This is a genomic window from Chryseobacterium sp. GW823-FHT05E08, from assembly GCF_058795655.1.
Map to the genome: position 1 here is coordinate 562,178 of NZ_JBXAHY010000001.1, position 19,964 is coordinate 582,141.

General features: G+C 32.7%; 20 protein-coding genes. 6 read left to right on the forward strand and 14 right to left on the reverse strand.

What is annotated here, in order from left to right; translation table 11 throughout:
* Nucleotides 1-47: 47 nt before the first annotated feature.
* The 5 genes from AC1Q7L_RS02650 to AC1Q7L_RS02670 form a co-directional block, all read right to left on the reverse strand.
* The gene (locus tag AC1Q7L_RS02650; protein WP_492305546.1) at nucleotides 48-1,178 is read right to left on the reverse strand and encodes an FAD-dependent oxidoreductase; all 1,131 of its coding nucleotides are present in this window, start codon (nucleotides 1,176-1,178) and stop codon (nucleotides 48-50) included.
* A 94-nt stretch (nucleotides 1,179-1,272) separates the two neighbouring features.
* A complete protein-coding gene (locus tag AC1Q7L_RS02655; protein ID WP_492305545.1) occupies nucleotides 1,273-2,394 on the reverse strand; it encodes an FAD-dependent monooxygenase in 1,122 nt (373 codons plus the stop codon).
* Nucleotides 2,395-2,470: 76 nt separating this feature from the next.
* A complete protein-coding gene (locus AC1Q7L_RS02660) occupies nucleotides 2,471-3,328 on the reverse strand; it encodes a helix-turn-helix transcriptional regulator (RefSeq protein WP_492305544.1) in 858 nt (285 codons plus the stop codon).
* Nucleotides 3,329-3,396: 68 nt separating this feature from the next.
* On the reverse strand, nucleotides 3,397-3,819 hold the full coding sequence (locus AC1Q7L_RS02665; RefSeq protein ID WP_492305543.1) for a VOC family protein: 423 nt from the start codon (nucleotides 3,817-3,819) through the stop codon (nucleotides 3,397-3,399).
* 16 nt (nucleotides 3,820-3,835) lie between these two features.
* A complete protein-coding gene (locus AC1Q7L_RS02670) occupies nucleotides 3,836-4,657 on the reverse strand; it encodes a helix-turn-helix domain-containing protein (RefSeq protein ID WP_492305542.1) in 822 nt (273 codons plus the stop codon).
* 246 nt (nucleotides 4,658-4,903) lie between these two features.
* Here AC1Q7L_RS02670 and AC1Q7L_RS02675 point away from each other — a divergent pair, with 246 nt between their 5' ends.
* Nucleotides 4,904-5,899: an SDR family oxidoreductase gene (locus AC1Q7L_RS02675; RefSeq protein WP_492305541.1), complete on the forward strand. Its 996-nt coding sequence runs from the start codon at nucleotides 4,904-4,906 to the stop codon at nucleotides 5,897-5,899.
* Between the two features lie 256 nt (nucleotides 5,900-6,155).
* On the opposite strand, the gene AC1Q7L_RS02680 is transcribed toward AC1Q7L_RS02675, so the two are convergent.
* Entirely contained in the window at nucleotides 6,156-7,148 is a 993-nt protein-coding gene (locus AC1Q7L_RS02680) for an aldo/keto reductase (protein ID WP_492305540.1), read from the reverse strand.
* 229 nt (nucleotides 7,149-7,377) lie between these two features.
* Between AC1Q7L_RS02680 and AC1Q7L_RS02685 the strand changes: the two genes are divergently transcribed.
* From AC1Q7L_RS02685 to AC1Q7L_RS02695, 3 genes are all read left to right on the forward strand, one after another.
* Nucleotides 7,378-7,755 (forward strand): DoxX family protein, encoded by a 378-nt coding sequence (locus tag AC1Q7L_RS02685; protein WP_492305539.1) that lies wholly within the window; start codon nucleotides 7,378-7,380, stop codon nucleotides 7,753-7,755.
* Nucleotides 7,756-7,890: 135 nt separating this feature from the next.
* The gene (locus AC1Q7L_RS02690; RefSeq protein WP_123984526.1) at nucleotides 7,891-8,061 is read left to right on the forward strand and encodes a lmo0937 family membrane protein; all 171 of its coding nucleotides are present in this window, start codon (nucleotides 7,891-7,893) and stop codon (nucleotides 8,059-8,061) included.
* 175 nt (nucleotides 8,062-8,236) lie between these two features.
* Nucleotides 8,237-9,187, forward strand: a complete 951-nt coding sequence (locus AC1Q7L_RS02695; protein WP_492305538.1) for a bifunctional helix-turn-helix transcriptional regulator/GNAT family N-acetyltransferase — start codon at nucleotides 8,237-8,239, stop codon at nucleotides 9,185-9,187.
* A gap of 58 nt (nucleotides 9,188-9,245) precedes the next feature.
* Here AC1Q7L_RS02695 and AC1Q7L_RS02700 read toward each other — a convergent pair whose 3' ends face one another.
* The 6 genes from AC1Q7L_RS02700 to AC1Q7L_RS02725 are packed head-to-tail and all read right to left on the reverse strand — an operon-like array spanning nucleotide 9,246 to nucleotide 15,324.
* A complete protein-coding gene (locus tag AC1Q7L_RS02700) occupies nucleotides 9,246-10,673 on the reverse strand; it encodes a LytTR family transcriptional regulator DNA-binding domain-containing protein (RefSeq protein WP_492305537.1) in 1,428 nt (475 codons plus the stop codon).
* Nucleotides 10,674-10,684: 11 nt separating this feature from the next.
* Entirely contained in the window at nucleotides 10,685-11,251 is a 567-nt protein-coding gene (locus tag AC1Q7L_RS02705; protein WP_492305536.1) for a hypothetical protein, read from the reverse strand.
* A complete protein-coding gene (locus AC1Q7L_RS02710; protein WP_492305535.1) occupies nucleotides 11,196-12,575 on the reverse strand; it encodes a S8 family peptidase in 1,380 nt (459 codons plus the stop codon). The genes AC1Q7L_RS02705 and AC1Q7L_RS02710 overlap by 56 nt, the downstream gene beginning before the upstream one ends.
* 43 nt (nucleotides 12,576-12,618) lie before the next feature.
* Nucleotides 12,619-13,797, reverse strand: coding sequence for a hypothetical protein (locus tag AC1Q7L_RS02715; protein WP_492305534.1), 1,179 nt, complete (start codon nucleotides 13,795-13,797; stop codon nucleotides 12,619-12,621).
* Between the two features lie 30 nt (nucleotides 13,798-13,827).
* On the reverse strand, nucleotides 13,828-14,268 hold the full coding sequence (locus AC1Q7L_RS02720) for a hypothetical protein (RefSeq protein ID WP_492305533.1): 441 nt from the start codon (nucleotides 14,266-14,268) through the stop codon (nucleotides 13,828-13,830).
* 12 nt (nucleotides 14,269-14,280) lie between these two features.
* Nucleotides 14,281-15,324 (reverse strand): trypsin-like serine peptidase, encoded by a 1,044-nt coding sequence (locus AC1Q7L_RS02725; protein WP_492305532.1) that lies wholly within the window; start codon nucleotides 15,322-15,324, stop codon nucleotides 14,281-14,283.
* 282 nt (nucleotides 15,325-15,606) lie between these two features.
* On the opposite strand from AC1Q7L_RS02725, the gene AC1Q7L_RS02730 reads away from it, so the two are divergent.
* Entirely contained in the window at nucleotides 15,607-16,455 is an 849-nt protein-coding gene (locus AC1Q7L_RS02730; protein WP_492305531.1) for a helix-turn-helix domain-containing protein, read from the forward strand.
* Between the two features lie 83 nt (nucleotides 16,456-16,538).
* Nucleotides 16,539-17,756, forward strand: coding sequence for an MFS transporter (locus AC1Q7L_RS02735; RefSeq protein WP_492305530.1), 1,218 nt, complete (start codon nucleotides 16,539-16,541; stop codon nucleotides 17,754-17,756).
* A 58-nt stretch (nucleotides 17,757-17,814) separates the two neighbouring features.
* Here AC1Q7L_RS02735 and AC1Q7L_RS02740 read toward each other — a convergent pair whose 3' ends face one another.
* Nucleotides 17,815-18,399 carry an LOG family protein gene (locus AC1Q7L_RS02740; protein ID WP_492305529.1) on the reverse strand — a complete coding sequence of 195 codons (585 nt, stop codon included), beginning with the start codon at nucleotides 18,397-18,399 and terminating at the stop codon, nucleotides 17,815-17,817.
* A 38-nt stretch (nucleotides 18,400-18,437) separates the two neighbouring features.
* On the reverse strand, nucleotides 18,438-19,826 hold the full coding sequence (locus AC1Q7L_RS02745) for an MFS transporter (protein ID WP_492305528.1): 1,389 nt from the start codon (nucleotides 19,824-19,826) through the stop codon (nucleotides 18,438-18,440).
* Nucleotides 19,827-19,964 lie beyond the last annotated feature (138 nt).

Sequence of the window (19,964 nt, forward strand, 5' to 3'; positions counted from 1 at the left end):
CTCAGATCGTAAATCCAAGCCTTTTTCTAATTTTTATATTTTACAATTTAATCAAATCTTTTCTGAAAATAAAAACCGGATTGATGCATTGCAATTTCATTTTTATTTGTGTCAAGTTGTGCTTGGCTCACATAAATCTTCATTTGCTGTTCATAATCGTTGATGGCTGATTCTATTGTTTCAAACTTTCCGTTGGTTAAATTTTCAGATAAAATTAATGCATCCAATAATCCTGTATTGGCGCCCTGACCAGCAAAAGGAGGCATTACGTGGGCTGCATCTCCAATCAAAGTTATAGGTAAAGGACGATTGCTTTTCCAAGGTTTATCTATTGAAATTTTTCTTGTTGGCAATCCTGCAAAAAAGTTTGTTGAACGGAATAATTGATGATAAAATTCTTGCCAATGAGGAAGCATATTGTATAGAAATTCAGCAATATTTTCTGTATTTTGAAAATTTAAACCATTTTCATGAATCCACTCTTCAGGTTTTCTAAATGTTACATTGTAAGTTAATGCACGGTTGTTATTAGGATTTGCGACTAAATTAATTCCATTATTTGCCATCATTAATATATTGTTATTGCACAATTGAAAAAACTCAGGACATTGTATTTCAGGGTGAAAAACTTCGCCCTGTATAATGAAAGTTCCAGTATACTCTACTTTTGCATCTGTTACATACTTTCTGGCTTTGGACATTCCACCATTAGCTCCGATCACAAGATCTGCGGTTGCAATCATCTCATTTTCAAAATGGATGAGCCATTTTCCGTTATTTTCTTCGAGTTCTGTGAATTTTCTGTCCCAAATCACAGTATTTGGTGTTAAGCTGTCTAGCAATATTTGTCTTAAATCATTTCTGTTGATTTCAGGATTATCGTATTGATTTTCGGGTGCCGGATTTTTAATAAATAAAACTTTGCCCCGTTCATCAACTACCGTTCTTCCCATCGGAATCGCTTTAGCATAATAAATTTCCAGTAATCCTGCTTTTTTCATGGCATCCTGTCCTGAGCCTTTATGAAGATCTAATGTACCACCCCAAATTCTGGCTTTTGGGTCTTTATCTCTTTCGAAAACAGTTACATTTATTCCTTCTTGTTGTAGTAATCTTGCTAAGGTTAAACCAGCCGGTCCTGCGCCGATAATGGCTACATTTTTATTCTTTAATAACATAATTTTGCGTCGTTTAATATGAATACAAAATTCTGAAATGTTTCTACGACAGGATTGTATAAATGCGACAAAATGATTTTGGAAAATGATTAATTTAAAAGCTAATAGTTTGCGTATTCCTTTGACGGATAGCTTCTTCCGTTCTTGGAATAAAATTTTCTGTAATGTTTAGTGCAGCAGTAGCCTGAACTTCTTCAATAAATGGTCTCAAATTTTGATTATATTCTTGAAATGCGAGAGTAAAATTACCGTCATATTTTTCCAAAGCATCCGCTAATGTTGCAGCTCCAATCATAGATAATGAACCGCCCATTCCTGCGGCGGGAGAAGCACAATATCCGGCATCGCCTATCAGCGCTACCCTACCTTTTGTCCATGATGGCATTTTGATCTGACAAAATTTATCGAAGTAAAAGAATTCGGAATTTTGTACTTCTTCCAATAATTCTGCGGTTCTCCAGCTTTGTCCTTCAAACTGTTGCAGAATAATTTTTCTTTGTTGATCTTCATTTCTGTAATCGTAATTAAGCTCTTTTTCTGAAAAGAAGCAGAAAATAATATCGGTTTTATGGTTGTAGGCATTCAATGTAATAGCCTTGTCGGGCACGTTGTACATTTGCATTGTTTTTTGTTTAATTAAAAGCTTATCGGCGATTGTGATTGAAAAATAAGCTCCCAAAAAATGAGAATATTCCGTTTCTTCACCAAACCAAATTCTTCTCACTCCAGAATGAATGCCGTCGCAACCCAATACCAAATCAAACGAATATTGCGAACCATCTTTAAAACTAACATCTATCTTTTCTTGTGTTTCATTTAAAGCTGTGATGCTGTTGTTGAAAATAAATTCAACGTCATTTTTTAGTTTATCAAATAGAATATTCATAAACTGATCACGTTCAATTTCGATCTCATCATCGGTAGATTCAGGATCTTCATTCAAGACTATCGAGCCTTCTGAAATATCATCAGCATTTTTAAATTCTATCTTTTCGACGTTCAGTCTGCTTGCTTTTAACTGCTCAAAAATTCCCATTCGTTTAGAAATATCGAAAGCCATACCTTTGATATCAATTGCTGCTCCGGCGATTCGGGGTTTATCTGAAAGCTCGATAACGGTTACTTTATAACCTAATCTATTCATCCAATAAGCGGTTGAAAGTCCGGCAATACTTGCACCGGAAATGAGGACTGATTTTTCTTTTAATGATTCCATTGTATTGATTTTTTGTTGATACAAAGGAACATCGTAAAAATGGAGACAGCAATATCAGAACAAAGTAAGTATTGGACTAATCGCGGTTTTTGTCTCGGAATGTTAAAGGAGTTATTCCGGCAACTTTAGTAAAAAGCCTTGAAAAATAAGGATAATCGTCATAACCCAATTTTGTAGCAATCTCTTTTACAGACTGATCTGAATGATAAAGCAAACGCTTGGCTTCTAAAATAATACGTTGCTGAATGTGATGTGTAACAGAATAACCAGTGGTGTTTTTGATGCACTCATTAAGGTAAGGTGTAGAAATATTTAAGGCTTGAGCATAGTTTGCAGGACGTTTTACAGTTATATATTTCTGTTCTAAAATTTGTTTAAAAGCTTTAGTAACAATTTCAAATCTTGACAATTTTTCCAAAGGTTGATTATGTTCTAAATATTGAGAAATAACCACCGCCACCAACGTATTACAACTATCTTTTAATAAAGAATGATAGAGTTTTTCGTTTTTTCGGGCGTAATATTTTAAAGAAAGTGATACGGATTCAGAAATTAAGGAAAATGTTTCTTGATCTAATAGTAAAGGTTTTACAGGTCTGATTTCATCCAACAATTTTAGATATTCAGGATTTAGGAATTCATTGTTGAGTGCCCAGGTGCTGACAGTTATATTTTCGGTAGAGGTTGTGTAATGTACCTGATCAGGGTGAATGTAGATGACAGATGATTCTTGAATATCATATTTTTGAAAATCAATTTCAATGGAAACTGTACCTTTTTCAAGCAAGAAAAATGAATGAAGATCATGCCGATGCGACTGTTTTTCCTCTTCATTAATTGTTGAATGGTCAAAAGACACTCTTTCCATAACAATACCCGGACTGCGTTCATCAGCCATGGAATTAACAGGAATTGATTTTGTCTTTTTATTCATTAGATTGTTTATTAACCACAAAAGGGAAAAGGTTTTTTAACCTCTTGTAGTTTAATTTTTTAGATATATTATGCAGGCTCCCACAGCTCTATTTTATTGCCGTCTGCATCCATAATATGTACAAATTTTCCGTATTCATGGGCTACAATTTCGTCAACTACAGTTACGCCGTTTTCTTTAAGGTTTTTAACCAATCCTTCAATATTCTGAACTCTGTAATTGATCATAAATTCCTTCTTTGAAGGGGCAAAATATTCACTTCCATTTTTAAAAGGGCTCCATTGTAAAGCGTTGATTTCTTCTGGATTATTAATATTTCTGGATTCAAAAGTTGAACCCCAGTCATTGGTGTCTAATCCTAAATTTTTTGCATACCATTCTCTGGTTTCCTTTGGATTGTCTGTGAAAAAGAAAATTCCGCCAATTCCTGTTACTTTTGGGGTTGTATCGGTTGAGTTTGATTGTTCTGTTTTGTTATTTTGATCTTCCATATTTTTTTTGTTTTTATTAAATTTTAGTTGGTTTAAAAGTGATAAAATCACTGCTTATTATTCGTTTCCCTTTCTTTGCATTCCGAGCAAATACAGCTGGTGTCGTTCCACTGTATCGCTTGAATTCTCTGCTTAAATGAGCCTGATCGGTATATCCCAATTCTATGGCTAAAGAAGCAAGATTAGATTTCGGATCTATCCATAATTGATTTCGTACCTGTTCAAACCGAATCAAACCCGATACGTCTTTTACCGTATGACCAGACGATTGCTTGAATTTTCTTTCCAATGTACGGACAGTTGAATGAGCTTCCGTTGCTATCTGGTTTACAGGCATTGTACCTTTCGCTTCTCTCATTGCATTTCCTGCTTTTGAGAGTGTCGTATCGTTAGAAATTTGTAGTGTATTCAGGAAATACTGTTCCACCTGAGCTATTGCTTCATCTACTCTACCATTCTGAATATATTGAGCTAAAATGGGTTGAAGTTGAGCGATTGAATGTTCAAAAATTCGTACTCCGTCTTTTCCTGAGGATAATTCAAGCAAATCAAAAATACTCCACGGGAAACATCTGATTCCAATAATTTCTAAGCTATTTTTTGAGTAAAAATTGACAGGCTGATTAAGAAGTCCTATCATAAATGGTGAAGGCAAAGGCTCTATATTTCCTTTATTAGAAATGCTACAGCCGTTTCCGAAATGAAAAATAATTTCTGCATAACCATCGGGAATTACTTCAAAACCAGATTCTACTTCTCCGAATTCTCTTTTGTCATACCAAAAACATTGTATGTTATTTCGTAATTGTTCAGGAGGTTCAAATTCTAGGTGTTGCATTTTGAAAGATGAGAGTTTTTCGGCTCAGTTTTTTTAGAAATATTTTAGAAACGGGTTTTATCAAAAATAATAAATAATTAGATAAAGAGGAAATATTTATTTGAGATTCAAATTGTCACGATTTTTATTTTAAAGTGTAAGTTTCAATTATTTAGATATTAATCAATTATAATGAAAATTTTATAGGTGTATGGCATAATAATAGGTTGTTTTTAAGTAAGTACAACTTTTAAAACCATTCACAACATGAAATCAGATCATATAGTACAAAAAAGCCTTAGAGGAAAAACAGTAGTTATTACGGGCGGAAGCAGTGGCGTTGGACGGGCAGTTGCAGAAGCTTTTGCATTGGAAGGATGTAACATTGTTGTTGCTGCAAGAGGAAAAGAGGCATTAGACGAAACCGTAAGTTTATGCAGAGATTTGGATGTGGCAGCCATTGGTGTGCCTACAGATGTTTCGGTAGCCGAACAGGTTGAAAATCTGGCGCAAACTGCTTTACAGTTTAACGGAAGAATTGATATCTGGGTAAATAATGCCGGAGTAATGGCCAGCGGAAAATTTGAGGAAATTCCAATGAAACTTAACGAGCAGGTAATTAAAACTAATCTGTTTGGATATATGCACGGCGCCTATTCCGCATTGCCAATTTTCAAGAAACAGAATGAAGGAATTCTTATTAATAATGTTTCAATTGGCGGATTTATGCCTGCTCCGTATAGCGCGGTATATTCAGCAACAAAATTTGGAATTCGCGGGATGATGGAATGTCTTCACGGAGAAATTTCAGATTTTCCAAACGTTCATATTTGCAATCTCTATCCACAGATTCAGCGGTCGACAGGGAATATGCATTCTGCAAAATATTCGGGATTGGATTTTAAAATCCCTCCTTTTGCGGCAGATCCAAGAGATACCGCAGCAAAAATAGTTGAATTGGCAAAAAATCCAAGAAAAGATTTATTTCCGGATGCAGTTTCATTAATTCTTAAAAATGTCTACGGATTATTTCCAAAACCAATCATGAATATTGCTTCTGCCGGAATGCGATTAATGATGAAAGTTAAAAAAGCCCCTTCCGATGACGGAAACGTATTATATCAATCCTCAGAACCTCACAGAATTTATGGTGAAACGATGTTTCCCGTTCCTTCGAAGAAGACTAAAATGGCTGTGTTAGCCGGAGTTGGTCTTGGGTTAGCCTATATGTTATTGGCAAACCGATCTTCAAATAAAGATTAATTCAAGAAGAAAATAAGCATAAAAAGCATCTTTCAAATTGAGAGATGTTTTTTGTTGGAATAGTTGTTTAAATTTTTGTTGGAAAATCGCAAAGGCGCAAAGATTTTAATCTTTATGATGTTTAAGGCGCAAGAAAATCAAAGATTTTCAGCAAACGTTGAACTTGAAATGTGATAAATTTTATTGTAGATAAAATCTTTGCGCCTTAAAAACATAACTTTAATTTTGACTTTGCGCCTTTGCGATTTTTCAACTATTATACTTTTGGAACTTGTGCTTTTTCATAAATTAATCCTTCCGTTTTCAATTCATTCCAAAAATCGGTAGGAATAACTTTTTGGAGAGCATTTACATTATCCTGAACTTGTTGCGGTTTGCTTGCTCCGGGAATTATCGCTGCAAATTCATCAGCTGCCAACACAAAATGAAGCGCTGCATCGATGATATTGATGTCATATTTCTTTGCGATTTCATTTATTCGGTCACGTTTTTCTGTCATTCCTTTTGGGATCACATCTTTGTAATTGTAGCGTTCTCTTCCGGCTATAAAACCAGAATTATAACCTGCTCCTGAAACCAGTTTCACTCCGGCTTTTTTTACGGCAGGAAGCAACCTGTCAACTGCATCTTCATGCTCTAAAATTGAATATTGTGTTGCAGAAAGACAAATATTTGGATCGGCAAATTCAATACAATCTAAAATAGGTTCGATCTTATTGACGCCCATTCCCCAGGCTTTTATTACACCTTGATCTCTCAATTCTGAAAGAACTTTAAAAGCTCCTTTTTTTGCCTGTTCCAAAAAATAAGGATATCTGTCTCCTACCTGATCTTCAGATAAGTCATGAACATAAACAATATCAATATGACTTAAACCTGTTCTTCGTAAGCTTTCATCGATTGATCTTTTTATTCCGTCTGCGGTGTAATCGTGTTTAAAATCATAATTTAAGGGCTTTTTCCACATGGTTGGTGGAACTTCAGATTCCGGAACTTCTGTAAAAAGTCTTCCCACTTTGGTTGAAAAAACAAAATCATTTTTGTCTTTATTTTGGAGAAAATTACCAAATCTTCTTTCGCTTTTTGTAAGCCCGTACCAAGGAGAAGTATCATAATATCTTATTCCCAAATCCCATGCTTCCTGTAAAATGCTGTTTGCTTCTTCATCAGAAATATTTTCAAAAGCTGTTCCTATTGCTACTCCACCTAATCCGAGCCTGTGTTTTTCTGTTAGAACCTCTGTTTTCATATTTTATTATTTAAAGTGTTTGATTCTTCATTTTATGCAAACATCGTGCAGACCTTTTATAAAGTGATTGAGAAAAATGAGTTGATATAATTCTTTTAAAATTAAATTTTGATTTAAATAATTAATGATCAGCTTCTTTTGGTCTTATTATTGAAAGTATTTGATGGTGAGATTAGATCTATTGATTTCTCAAACTTTTTCAAACCTAAAAATCACTAAAATATAAAATATGGAAACGAAAGAAATATCAAGAATTGCTCTTGGAGCATTTTTAATTACTGCAGGAATTGGTCATCTTACCTTTGCAAGAAAGGAATTTCAGGCTCAGGTTCCGGATTGGGTTCCTTTAAAGAAAGATGATACGGTTGTTTATTCTGGAATTGCTGAAATACTTTTAGGTACAGCAGTCATTGCAACTCCTAAAAAGTATAGAAAAACAATGGGAAAAGTTGTCGCCACCTTCTTTGCTGCAGTTCTTCCCGGAAATATTGCTCAATATCAAAACAGAAAAGATTCTTTTGGGTTAAATACAGATAACCGAAGATTGGGGAGGCTTTTTATGCAAGCTCCATTGATTGGCTGGGCTTTGAAATCAACTGATGAATAATAAAGTAACAATCGGTTTTAAATTTAAAATCTAACTCGTTATTTATGTGTTTATTGAGAAAAAAATATATAAATATTTAATAAAAAGGCACAGTATATGCTAGTATTTAATCAAATCACTTAAAAAATTACTATTATGAAAAGTTTATTATGGTTAGTAGCAGTCATTTGTATTATTGTATGGCTATTGGGAATGTTGGGCATTGTACCAGGAATTAGTACAGGTTATTTAATTCATGTGTTATTAGTAATTGCCATTGTTGTAATTCTTTATAATATTATTTCGGGCAGAAAACCGCTCGATTAAAAATTTCAATAATTAATCTTAAATTATAAAAAGATGTTCGTCACTGATGAGCATCTTTTTTTGTAGAAAAATTTTGAAATTAAAATTATTTCATATATTTGCATAACTGATTATGTAATTAATTATTTAAATGAATTAGAAACTCACATTTATCTCAATTAAAAAATAAAACAATATGGATTTTTATAACAAAACAGGAAAAATGGCGATCGGAAGCAGATTAAGATTGTTGACAGGAAAAGTAACCGAAGATGCTGCCAAGATCTATGAATTATATAATATAGAATTTTCTCCAAAATGGTTTCCCGTATTTTTTATTTTAATGGAAAATGGTGGAAAAACAATCACCGAAATTGCTGAAGAAATTGGTCATTCTCAACCGTCTGTCACGAAGATTATTAAAGAAATGACTACAGCAGATTTAGTTCATTCAAACTTACAATCGGATGATAAAAGAAGAAATGTTGTAGGATTGACTAAAAAGGGAATTGAAGTTTCCAAAACATTAGAAATTCAGTGTGCAGATATAGAAAACGCAATTGAAAGTATGACAGCGGAAGCTTCACATAATCTCTGGGAAGCAATTGCCGAATGGGAATTTCTTTTAGAGAAAAAGTCTCTTTTTAAGCGTGTTTTAGACCACAAAAAAAGTAGAGAAAGTAAAAATGTGCAAATTGTAGAATATCAACCAAAATATCAGGAAGCTTTCCGGGCTTTGAATGAAGAATGGATTTCCACTTATTTTGAAATGGAGGAAGCAGATTACAAAGCATTAGATAATCCGAAAGAATATATTCTAGACAAAGGCGGAAAAATTTTCGTCGCTTTGTACAATGATGAACCTTTAGGAGTCTGTGCACTTATTAAAATGAATGATGGAAATTACGATTTCGAAATGGCAAAAATGGCCGTATCACCCAAAGCACAAGGAAAAAGCATAGGTTGGCTCTTGGGACAGAAAGTTGTGGATTCAGCCAGAGAATTAGGTGCTTCAAAGCTTTATCTTGAAAGTAATACGATTCTTAAACCGGCAATTAACCTGTATTATAAGTTAGGTTTTGAAAAAGTTGCTGGACATGCCACACCTTATAAACGATGTAATATTCAAATGGAATTGATTTTATAAAGGATAAAAAAGCCTCCGATTCAGGAGGCTTTAGATTAGGGGAAAAGTTTGGTATAAATTACTCAATATTCTTTTTAAAATTTCTGGACAATGGAATTTCTATTTTCCCTTCCAGAAAAACGGAGGTTCCATTATTAGAAACAATCGAATTTTTATTGACAATAAAAGACCTGTGAACCTGAGTGAAATTAGGTGGTAATTCTTTAATAATTTCAGAAATTTTTCCTCTTACAAATTCTTTCTTTTTGGATGTATAAAGCTGTAAATAATGATCTTCCGCCTTTATATATAAAAGTTCTTTGAGGTAGATCTTTGTTCTGTTTTTCAACACAATATGATCTTCTATGACCAATTGTTTCACTTTTTCAAGCTCCTGAATGGTCTGTGTATGCTCTATCTGCAGAGACTCTTTTTCCTGATCCACTTTTTTCTTCCTGTAGTCTACCCTTTTCCATCGAACAAAAGAATACATAGCGATAAGAAAAACAATTCCTATCAAAACGAAATACAGTATTTTATTTTCCTGGTAATTCATTGCTATTTTTTTTAGAGAGGAGATTTCTTCTTTATTAGAATTGATTTCAACACCTGCAATATTTCCTATCTGCTGATTTTCTTTGATCAAATTCTCTATAGAATCATACTTAATTGAATATTTTGTATACAAATCATTATTCTTTTTGATTTTATATAAATCTTTAATATTTGAATATAAAATACTGTACTGAACCTGTGAAAAGCTATTCAATTTTATATTTTCAGCTTTTTTATAATAGTATAATGAACTGTCAATATCATTTTGAGATTTAAAAAATTGTCCCAGATTATTATTAACCTTAAAAATACCTTCCTTGTAATTCAGTTGATTAGATAACCTTAAAGATTTATGATAATAATATTGCAGAGAATCGCTATTTCCTGTAGCATAACCATAATTGCTGGCAATTAATGCAAATAATTCTAAACTGTCCGACTTCTTGGCATATTGTAAAGCTTTTTTATAATTATCCTTTGCCTTAATGGCATTTCCAGCAAGGATATCCAAGTCTCCAAATTCTTTATAAGCTAAAGAAAGTCTTATATTGGAATTACTGATTTTAGCATAATTAAAGAAGCTTTTTAAATATATTCTTGATGTATCAATCACAGCTCCGTTTTTCGATTCCAGGATTCTGTGCATGTAATAACCAACATCATATTGATAATTATTATTGATCTGTTCGAATATTTTTTTTGAGATCTTATAATAATGAAATGCACTGTCTTCTAAATTCAGTTTATGAAACTCTTTTCCCAATTCAAAGTAGTAACGCGCTTTTTTAGTATTATTTAGTTCTGTAGTAATTTCTTTTTTTAAAACAGGAATTTTTTCTAAAGGATCATACGTTGAAAAAGGAATGAACTTTTTGTGAATAGATATTTTCTCTTCTTTATTACAACTAATAAAAGAAAAAATTAGAACGAAAAGTAAAACAGTGCATCTCATGATAATTTATTTTAAAACATAAGAATAACTCCGCCGTGTTGTTTTGGATCGTGAAAATCTACTACTGGCTTAACAGAAAAATCATGTTTATCTAGTTCATCTTCATTCATACTTAATAAACTTCCAAGTACTTGATAAGGATAGTTTTGATAATCAGGCATTTTTTTTAATATCTTTTCCAGTTTTGAAATTATACTGTTTAGATCTGTTCCATCATCATTTAAATTAAACAATTGCGCTCTTTTCTGAGATAGTTCCCATCCGGAAACATTTTCATCTATTTTAACACTTAGTATTACACTTAGATCTTTCACCAAATCATTTTGAGGATTTGAAAAAACATGAATTAATCCTTGCTTGATTCTACCTCTGTCATCTGTAATGCAGAGAGGAATTATTTTTGAGGTTTTAAATGAATTATCATCTACAAATGCCTGTAATGTTCCTGTAAGTTTTGTTCCCGAAAGGCTCAGGTGAATCTGCTTACTAAGTTCTAATATCCCTTCTGGTGCTTCATATGTATTAATATAAAGATTTTCTTCTGTAAGGGAATTCGTTCCCAAATTGTTGTTTTCCATGGTTTTTAAGTTTAAGGTTAGTTTTTAAATTTTTTACAAATTCTAATGTTTTTAAGACATCAATTAATTTTATTGAGTATAGTGTTTTACCTTCAGTATTAATTATTTTAGCATTCTCCTGAATATAGGTTAAAACCTCATTCTGACTTAGATTAGGATTTATTTCCAACATCATTGCTATTAATGAGCATACTTGCGGTGGTCCCCATGATGTAGCTTTAGAAAGTGATTTTACACCGTTTGTAATATAATCAAATGAAGACCAATCTTCTGCTGCTGCAAAAATATCTATCCCTTCTCCATAGCTTCCACATAAACTATTGTCTCGAGAAATCGTTCCTACAGTTATCACTTCCTTCATATTGGCAGGAAAATGCTCTTTAACATCACTGTTCGTATCATTTGTACAGCAGACAATGATAATTCCTTTATTGATTGCACTATTGAGCATTTCTGTTGCATGCTTGTTGTACTCTATAGACATATTGCTTGTCCAGCTTATACTGATTATTTTAGCTTTCTGTTGTATTGCATAATCAATAGCTCTGCAAAGTGCGCTGTTTTCAAAATAATTGTCACTGTCACTGGATAGCTTAATCGTTATTATTTTTGAACCAGAAGCAATACCATTAGTGCCTATTTCATTATTAGTTTTTGCTCCAATAATACCGGATACTTTTGTTCCATGACCTATAGAATCTGTAATATCGAAACTTTCGCTTTGGTTTTCATAAAAATGTCTTCCGAAATTACCGTTCTGATCCGTCCATAATTGATCTTTTAAATCTTCATTTTTAAAGTTAATTCCAGAATCCAGAACTGCAATATTAATTCCTTTTCCTGTTGAAATATCCCAACAATTAATCGCATTTATTTTTTGTAAAGCCTCTTCATTAGGTTCCTTATCTGGATCTAACGGGAGTGTAGCATCATCGATTTCAGGGAAATTAATCTGAGTGTCATATTCTACATATTCTAAAATATCACTATCCTTAATTTTATGATATAAACGATCTAGTTCTCCTTTATTTTTTGCTTCCAGAATAAATACCTTAGATTTTTCCTGTTCATATGTATCGAAACTAGAAAATAGTTCATCTGAATAAAATTCATTTCCGATGCTAAATGACTTATATTTTGGAAGGTCCATTACTTGCAGATATTCACCGATGGCATATTTTTTCGAATATAGAGGCTTTAATCCAATGTTCGGAAAATCACTTGAAACTGTATTGGAAAAAACATTTTCATGATTTGATTTTATGCCTGAATTTGGAATGTCATGCTGGTTCTTAAATTTAATGATTAATCTATTTGTTTCCATGGTGTTTTTAATGAAATAAATTTACTTTAAATTTAGAAAATATTTAGTCAATTCTATAGCTTATTCCAAACCAGACTCCTCCTTTTAAAACTTTTTTATGGCTAATTTCTGGTTGTTCCAAATATTCCACATTATGTTGAAATTTGTCTGAAAGTACATTCTTGTAAGCCCAATTATATCCTACACTTAAAAATATATTGTTGAGCATAAAACTTCCGCCTAATAAAAATCGCAATTGTTTATCTAAATCAATCCCTGCGCCTACACTTGGACCTATTTTATATTGTCCATTTCTCTTATCAGTGTCAAACATGAAGTGTGCTAGAGTCATGACTCCTAATGTCAAATCTCCTCTATTTTCTTCATTTATAGTATATTTGTCATTGGCATTTTTTTCGGATACATAATATTCACTGTTTAAAGGATTTGCCATCATAAGACCTCCGCTGAAATGGACTTTCATGTTACCTTTTGATGTGAATTTCGAAATATCTGTTATAGCTGATTGATTGTTTATATTATCTGTTGGTGGAGTAAACGTAAGCTCAAATGTATAATCGGTCCCATCAGTTTTAAATTTTCCTAACGTAAGAATTGATTCCTGTACAACAATAAAATTGTAAGCTTCATTCATTAATGAATTTAATTTTTTTACGTTTTCTTCGTCAAATTCTTTTTTTGTTTCTGTGCTTGTATTTTTTGCTAAATCTTGCTTGTATTTCAGATAGCTTTCCAATAGAAAATTATTTTCCTCAAATTCATTAATATCATTTTTTGTTTTTTCTAATATGAAAGAATTTTTTAATGATGCTTCAATAAGCAATGCATCATCATATAATTTTTCAAAACCTATGTCGGGTCGTAGAGATTCTTTATCCACAGGTTCTTTTTTTGTATTACCTGTTATTGCTCCTATTAAAAATTCAAACGCTTCTTTTACTTTATCTCTTTGCTTTACCTTAAAAGAAACTTTATAATAAAATGGGTTGATATTTGTAATTTGAATAAAATATTCAGTATTGTTTTTTAACTCTTTATTACTATTACTACTATTAGATTGCTTTTTGGGTTTATTTGTGGTTAATTCATTATTTTTTATTTCTTTTGCTATAGTTTTATACTCCGATTTAGCAAAATCATAGGTTAAATAGTGTAAACTATCTTGTGAGTACATCATACTGAATATGATGATTAACAATGAGGTTAAAATTTTTGTTTTCATGGCATTTTTTTTAAGTGTTTATTAATTTTACTAGGATAATTGAGTTTTAGGCTCATTTAGAAACAAAAGGGGAAGTAGTAATGTGAAAAATACTACGACCACAGACATGAATAAACTAATAGGATATCCATAAATATCTTCTACCGGAGCGTAAATCGCCAGTGCCCATATAAGAAATCCTATTGTTGATACGATTAGTTGTTTTTGGGAATTTACCTTACCAATAAATTTTAGGTACAGATAAGTGAGGATCATTAATGATATTAAAAATATTATATTCAGGTAGAAATTGAAGTCATGTTCTACTCCTTTGAGGATATTCACAAGGGTAAGATAGGCTGAGATTATTTCTACAGGTATCAGTTTTACAATAACATCCAGATATTTGTCATTTTCTTTGTTATTCTGTTCTCCAACTCCTTCATTTTCATAATTTGAAGGTTTGCTATTTGTTATAATTTGACGTGGCATAGCTATAATTTTTTAAATTCCTACTTGATTGAAAATTTCTCTTAAATGATTATAACTTACTGAATAATTGGTTTCTTTAAAACTTCCTCCGAAATGCAACCCCACTACCTTTCCTGTATTGGTATCAATAATCGGAGATCCGGAATTTCCTCCTAAAGTAGCGCAGTCATGCAGATATTGGTTATCATTAAAGCTATTAATTTTACCAGGTGAAAATCTCTTTTTATTATAAATTCCTTTGAATATGCTGTTCATTAAATTTGCGTCAGGAATTCTGCTATCATAGGCAGGATATCCTATTGCTCCCACATAATTGTTTTCATCGCTAAAATTATAATTTCCATCATATAACTGTAGTCTTTCTGTAGGTAGATTTTCACCATCTTCATTAGTATATCTTACCTTGAAAATTGCAATATCTGCTTCATACTCTTCTGAAACATATACTATTTCCGAGATCCTAAATTCAAAACTAGTGGGAATTAAGCTCTCTTCTTTAAAATCAATATAGGATTTTACAGGATTATCAAATGACTTGAATGAGAGTTTACCATCTTGTTTTTTATAAACAAATTCACGGGCAACATGTCTGTTGGTGATAAGAAAGTTATCTCCATACATCCAACCTGTTCCTACCCATGAAAATGACGGATGATCTACTAACTCAATCCTTCCTACAGCTTTACTGATGCTCGTAAAATGATCTCTTAAATTTGCAAGTCGATTTCTCCATTCATTACTGTCGGATTCTTCAAATACATCATCGATAATTGATAAAACAGGTCTGCCTTGTAATAGAATAATAGCTTCTGCTATTGAATATGCTTTTTCATGATCTTCTGCTATGCTCTTTTGAGAAAGTTCCCTGTTGAGTAGTTTGTATAAATCATCTTTCTTATTCAAAGAAGTATTATCTACTAGGCTTGTAATAAAATCTTTTTTGTTATTAAAATCAATCTTATTTTCAATCTCAGAAAATACAGGTTCGTCATTTAATTTCTCCCGTATATTGGTGAAAATTTTGGAAGGTTGGAAAAATTTAGTTTTTGTTTCCATGGTTATTAGTTTTTGTTTTCTGAGACAAAGTTTGCTATTAATCAGGGCTCTGGCAAATAAATGTCGTGAATGACATGAAAAATAACGTGAGTGGTAATTCCCAATTTGAGAAAAAACATTTCAATTAATAAAACTTAGTTTTAAGAAAAAAATATTTAAATTTTGACTTAGACTAAAAACAAAATCATCAGAAATTTAATATGATTTTTAATATTTTGAACTAAAATTTTCTGGGCAATGAGTTAACATTATCATTAAATTTACATTTTCAATATTTCTTTAATGGCAAGAACCGAGATAGCACTTCATAAAGACGAACTCACAACAATCGGGATTGAGATTAGTCCGATTGACGGACTTTGCGATATGTGGCAGACCCCGCATCGTGATGATCATTTTATGTTTATTATCCAGAAAAAAGGGAATTTTATCTGGGAGTTGGATTTTCGTGAAGTTGTATTGTTCGGACCTTCGATTTGCTATATTGCGACAGGCCAGGTTCATCGCTATTTAGAGTATAAAGATTGTGAAGGTTGGTTTGTTTTTGTGGAAACAGCATTGATTCCCAAGGTTTATCTTGAAGTTTTTAATGCCTGTCAAAATTCTCATCAGATTGCTTCGATAGTAGAAAATAACGATATTTTTTCGTTTATTCCTGTTTTTGAATCTATAATTAAAAGTGAGACTGCTCCGTTTCAAAATATGCTTATTGGTTCATTAACAGATAGTTTAATGGGAATGATGGTGAAAGAATTAATCCAAACACAGAATTCTGAAGGCTTGATCGGCGGAACAAAGTATAAAACCGTGATTCAATTCAAACAATTGGTACAGACACATTATAAAGAATTGAAACTTGTAAAAGAATATGCTTCTTTATTGAATATCACCCCATTATATTTAAACGAAATCGTAAAAGAGATCACCGGATTTTCCGCCAGCCACTGGATTCATCAGGAAATAATCATTGAAGCTCAGCGTCTTTTATATTACACAGATCTGGATATTAAGCAAATTGCGTTTCAGCTCGGATATGAAGATCATACTTATTTTTCAAGATTTTTTAAGAAAAATGCAGGATTGACAGCTTCTAAATTCCGTGAACAAAAACCATTATTTGTCCAACTATAACCTTTGAATAGCTATCGTCTATTATAGCTTGCCGATCTACTTTTGTATCGTAATTATTTAAAATAAAACATTACGATATGACAATGAAAAATACAAAAGTAGTCGCTCAAAATATGGACGACAGTATTCAACAAGAACAAAAAACACAATTAGTAAAAGTGCTTACTCCGATTGTAATTTCCGTATTTGCGGTTTATCTTACTATTGGTATTGCTTTGGGAGTTTTGCCTTCATTTATAAAAAATGATTTAAAATTAGGAAGCCTTGCCATAGGAGCTGTGATCGGACTTCAATCTTTAGCTACTTTACTCACGCGTGCCTATGCCGGAAAAATTACAGATACTTTGGGTGCAAAAATCAGCAATCATCGGGGTGTGATTATGGTTTTGCTTACCGGAATATTATATATTTTAGGAAGTTATTTTGTAAATATTCCTCTTTTAGCGATCGGATTAATTCTAATCTCAAGAATCATCCACGGAATATCTGAAAGTATGTTGGTCACGGGTTCATTAACCTGGGGAATTGGTTTGCTTGGCCCTCAAAATTCCGGAAAAGTAATGACTTGGAACGGAATTGCAATGTATGCCGGAATTGCCATCGGCGCACCTTTAAGTATATGGTTGGGAAATAGATTTGGAATTATGGTTCCTTTTATTTTAATCATCATTTTATCTTTTATAAGTTGGTTGTCAACAGCTAAACTTCCTACACTTGCAGTGGATGCTTCTCATATCCGAACACCTTTTTATAAAGTAATTGGACAGGTTTCAGATCAAGGGTTAGCGTTAGCTTTTTCATCCATGGGATTTGCTTGTATAGCGTCTTTTATTGCTTTATTATTTGCAGAAAGAAATTGGGGCGACGCTTCCTTAGGGTTTATTTGCTTTGGCGGATTTTATGTCCTCACCCGTCTATTTTTCTCTTCATTTCCGGATAAATATGGAGGTTATAAAGTGGCTCTAGTATCCTTTGTAATTGAGATTATCGGGCAACTTTGCATCGGATTTTCTACTTCAGGCTGGATGGCAATTGTTGGTTGTGCGCTTACAGGAATCGGATTTTCGTTAGTATTTCCTGCGTTGGGAGTATTGGCAATCAAAAAAGTTACGCCACAGATGAGAGGTACAGCTTTGGGAGCGTATGCTGCTTTTTTTGATCTTTCATTGGGATTAGCCGGACCAATTGCAGGGATTATTGCGGGCTGGTTTAGCTATCAATCCATTTATATATTTGGTGCGGTGAGCTGTTTGTTGGCTTTTTTGATACTTTTAATGAAACAAAAAAATTATAAATCTTAGCTGATTTATCAGCAAAAATAAAATAGGATGCGTATTACTACCCATCCTATTTTTTTATTTATACTTTATCTTTCGAGATCCATTTATCAACTTTTGGAACTTCGTAATTTTTTATTTTATTTAAAAGAGATTCAATATTTCCATCTACGATCAGCATTTTTTGATTGATTTCTTTCAGGAAACCTTTGTCGACCATCGTTTGAATCATTTGTAATAAATCATCATAAAATCCATTGATATTTAAAATAGCGATTGGTTTCTGATGCAATCCCAATTGAGCCCAAGTGATCATTTCAAAAAACTCTTCCAATGTTCCGTAACCGCCAGGTAAAACGATAACGCCGTCTGAAAGTTCATTCATTTTGGTTTTTCGTTCGTGCATTGTCTCGACTAAGATCAGTTTGGTAAGATGGTTGTGAGCAATTTCTTTTCCTTGTAAAAAATGCGGTAAAACACCAATAGCTTCTCCGTTATTTTCCATTACTCCATTCGCTACGGTTCCCATTAAACCTGTGATGGCACCGCCATACACCAATCCGATTTTTTGGGCAGCTAATTGTTTACCCAATTCATAAGCCTGCTCTTCATAGATCTTATCAGTTCCGAAACTTGATCCGCAGAATACGGTGAGTCGTTTTATCATTTTCTTAGTTTTTGAATAGTAAATTTAAATGTTATATATTAAGATATCGCCATTTCTGCTTTCTTAGTTTTCACTTCTTTTACGACTAAATAAGTTAATATTCCGATAGCGCAAACCGCATAAGCTGTTAAAATTCCCAAACTTAAATTTCCAACCGCCCATTTTGATGGGAAGATTTGGCTCATTAAACTCATAAATGATAAACCTATTCCTGCACCCAAAAAATAGCTCGTACTTGTTAAACTGGAAGCAACTCCATAATCTGAAGATTCTACATCCTGAATTCCTAAAATCGATAAACTTGTAAAGCAAAATGTCATCCCGATTCCTGAAATACACGCGGCACCGATTAAAACACTTGTTAACGGATGACCAATATAAACGGATATAAATAAAGATAAGGCTCCTATAAACATAAAACTCCATCCGAAAATTCCCATTTGAGAAGGATTCAGTTTTTTTGAAATATGAGGCAGAACAAATTTAGAAATCAAAGCAGACATCAAACTAAACGGAACCAACATTAATCCCGCTGAAGCAGCACTGTGATTCATATCTTTCTGCAACATTAGGGAAATCAGAAATAAAAATGAAATGAAAAAAGCTCCTAAAGCAAAAAACGTAATATTTGAAATCACCAAAGATCTGTGTTTGAATAATTGTAGATCAATTAAAGGCTGTGCAACTGTTTTTAAACGATAAAATACAACTCCCAAAATAGCAAATGAGATGGCTAAAGAGCCAATAACCTGAATCGGCTGTTCTTTGATATGGAATAATTCGTGGGTTCCGTAAGTTAACGTTAAAAGTCCCAAAACAAGGAGAATCCCAGATATGGCATCTGTTTTTTGAACGTTTGTATTCTTTTCATCCTTAGGTAGATATTGATACGAAAGAACAAGAGTCACCAAAAGAATCGGAACATTAATAAGGAAAACCCAATGCCAGCTCATATAAGTGCTGATGATACCTCCAATGGACAATCCACTCCCCGATCCGATCGCTGCAAATGAACTGAAAACGCCTAATGCACGGTTTCTTTCCTGATTTTCCCTGAAAGTATTCGTAACAATAGACAAGGCTGAAGGCATGATAAATGCAGCTCCCAATCCTTGCAAAGCACGAAATATGGCTAAAACCTGGAAATTGGTTGAAAGTCCGGCGCCTAAAGATGTCAACATAAAAATCAGTCCGCCAATAAGGAATATTTTTTTTCGTCCGATTTGATCGGATAATTTTCCGCCAATGATTAAAAATCCACCAAAAAACAGAACATATAAAGTCTGCAACCACTGAACAGTATCAGCTCCAATGCCAAACTGCTCCTGAATGGAAGGAATTGTAAGGTTAATGATAGCAATATCAAGGGCTTCCACAAAAGTTCCTATCGAAGCTAAAATTAATATCAGGTTTTTTCTTGTTGGCATGATCTTCAAAATTTCTGGCAAAATTACTATTATTAGAACATTTTTAAAAATTATGTTTTAAATTTGGAACAAATATTAGTTTAATTGATTAATAAAGAACAAATGTGCTTTTAATTGAATTTTAAACCTTTAAAATAG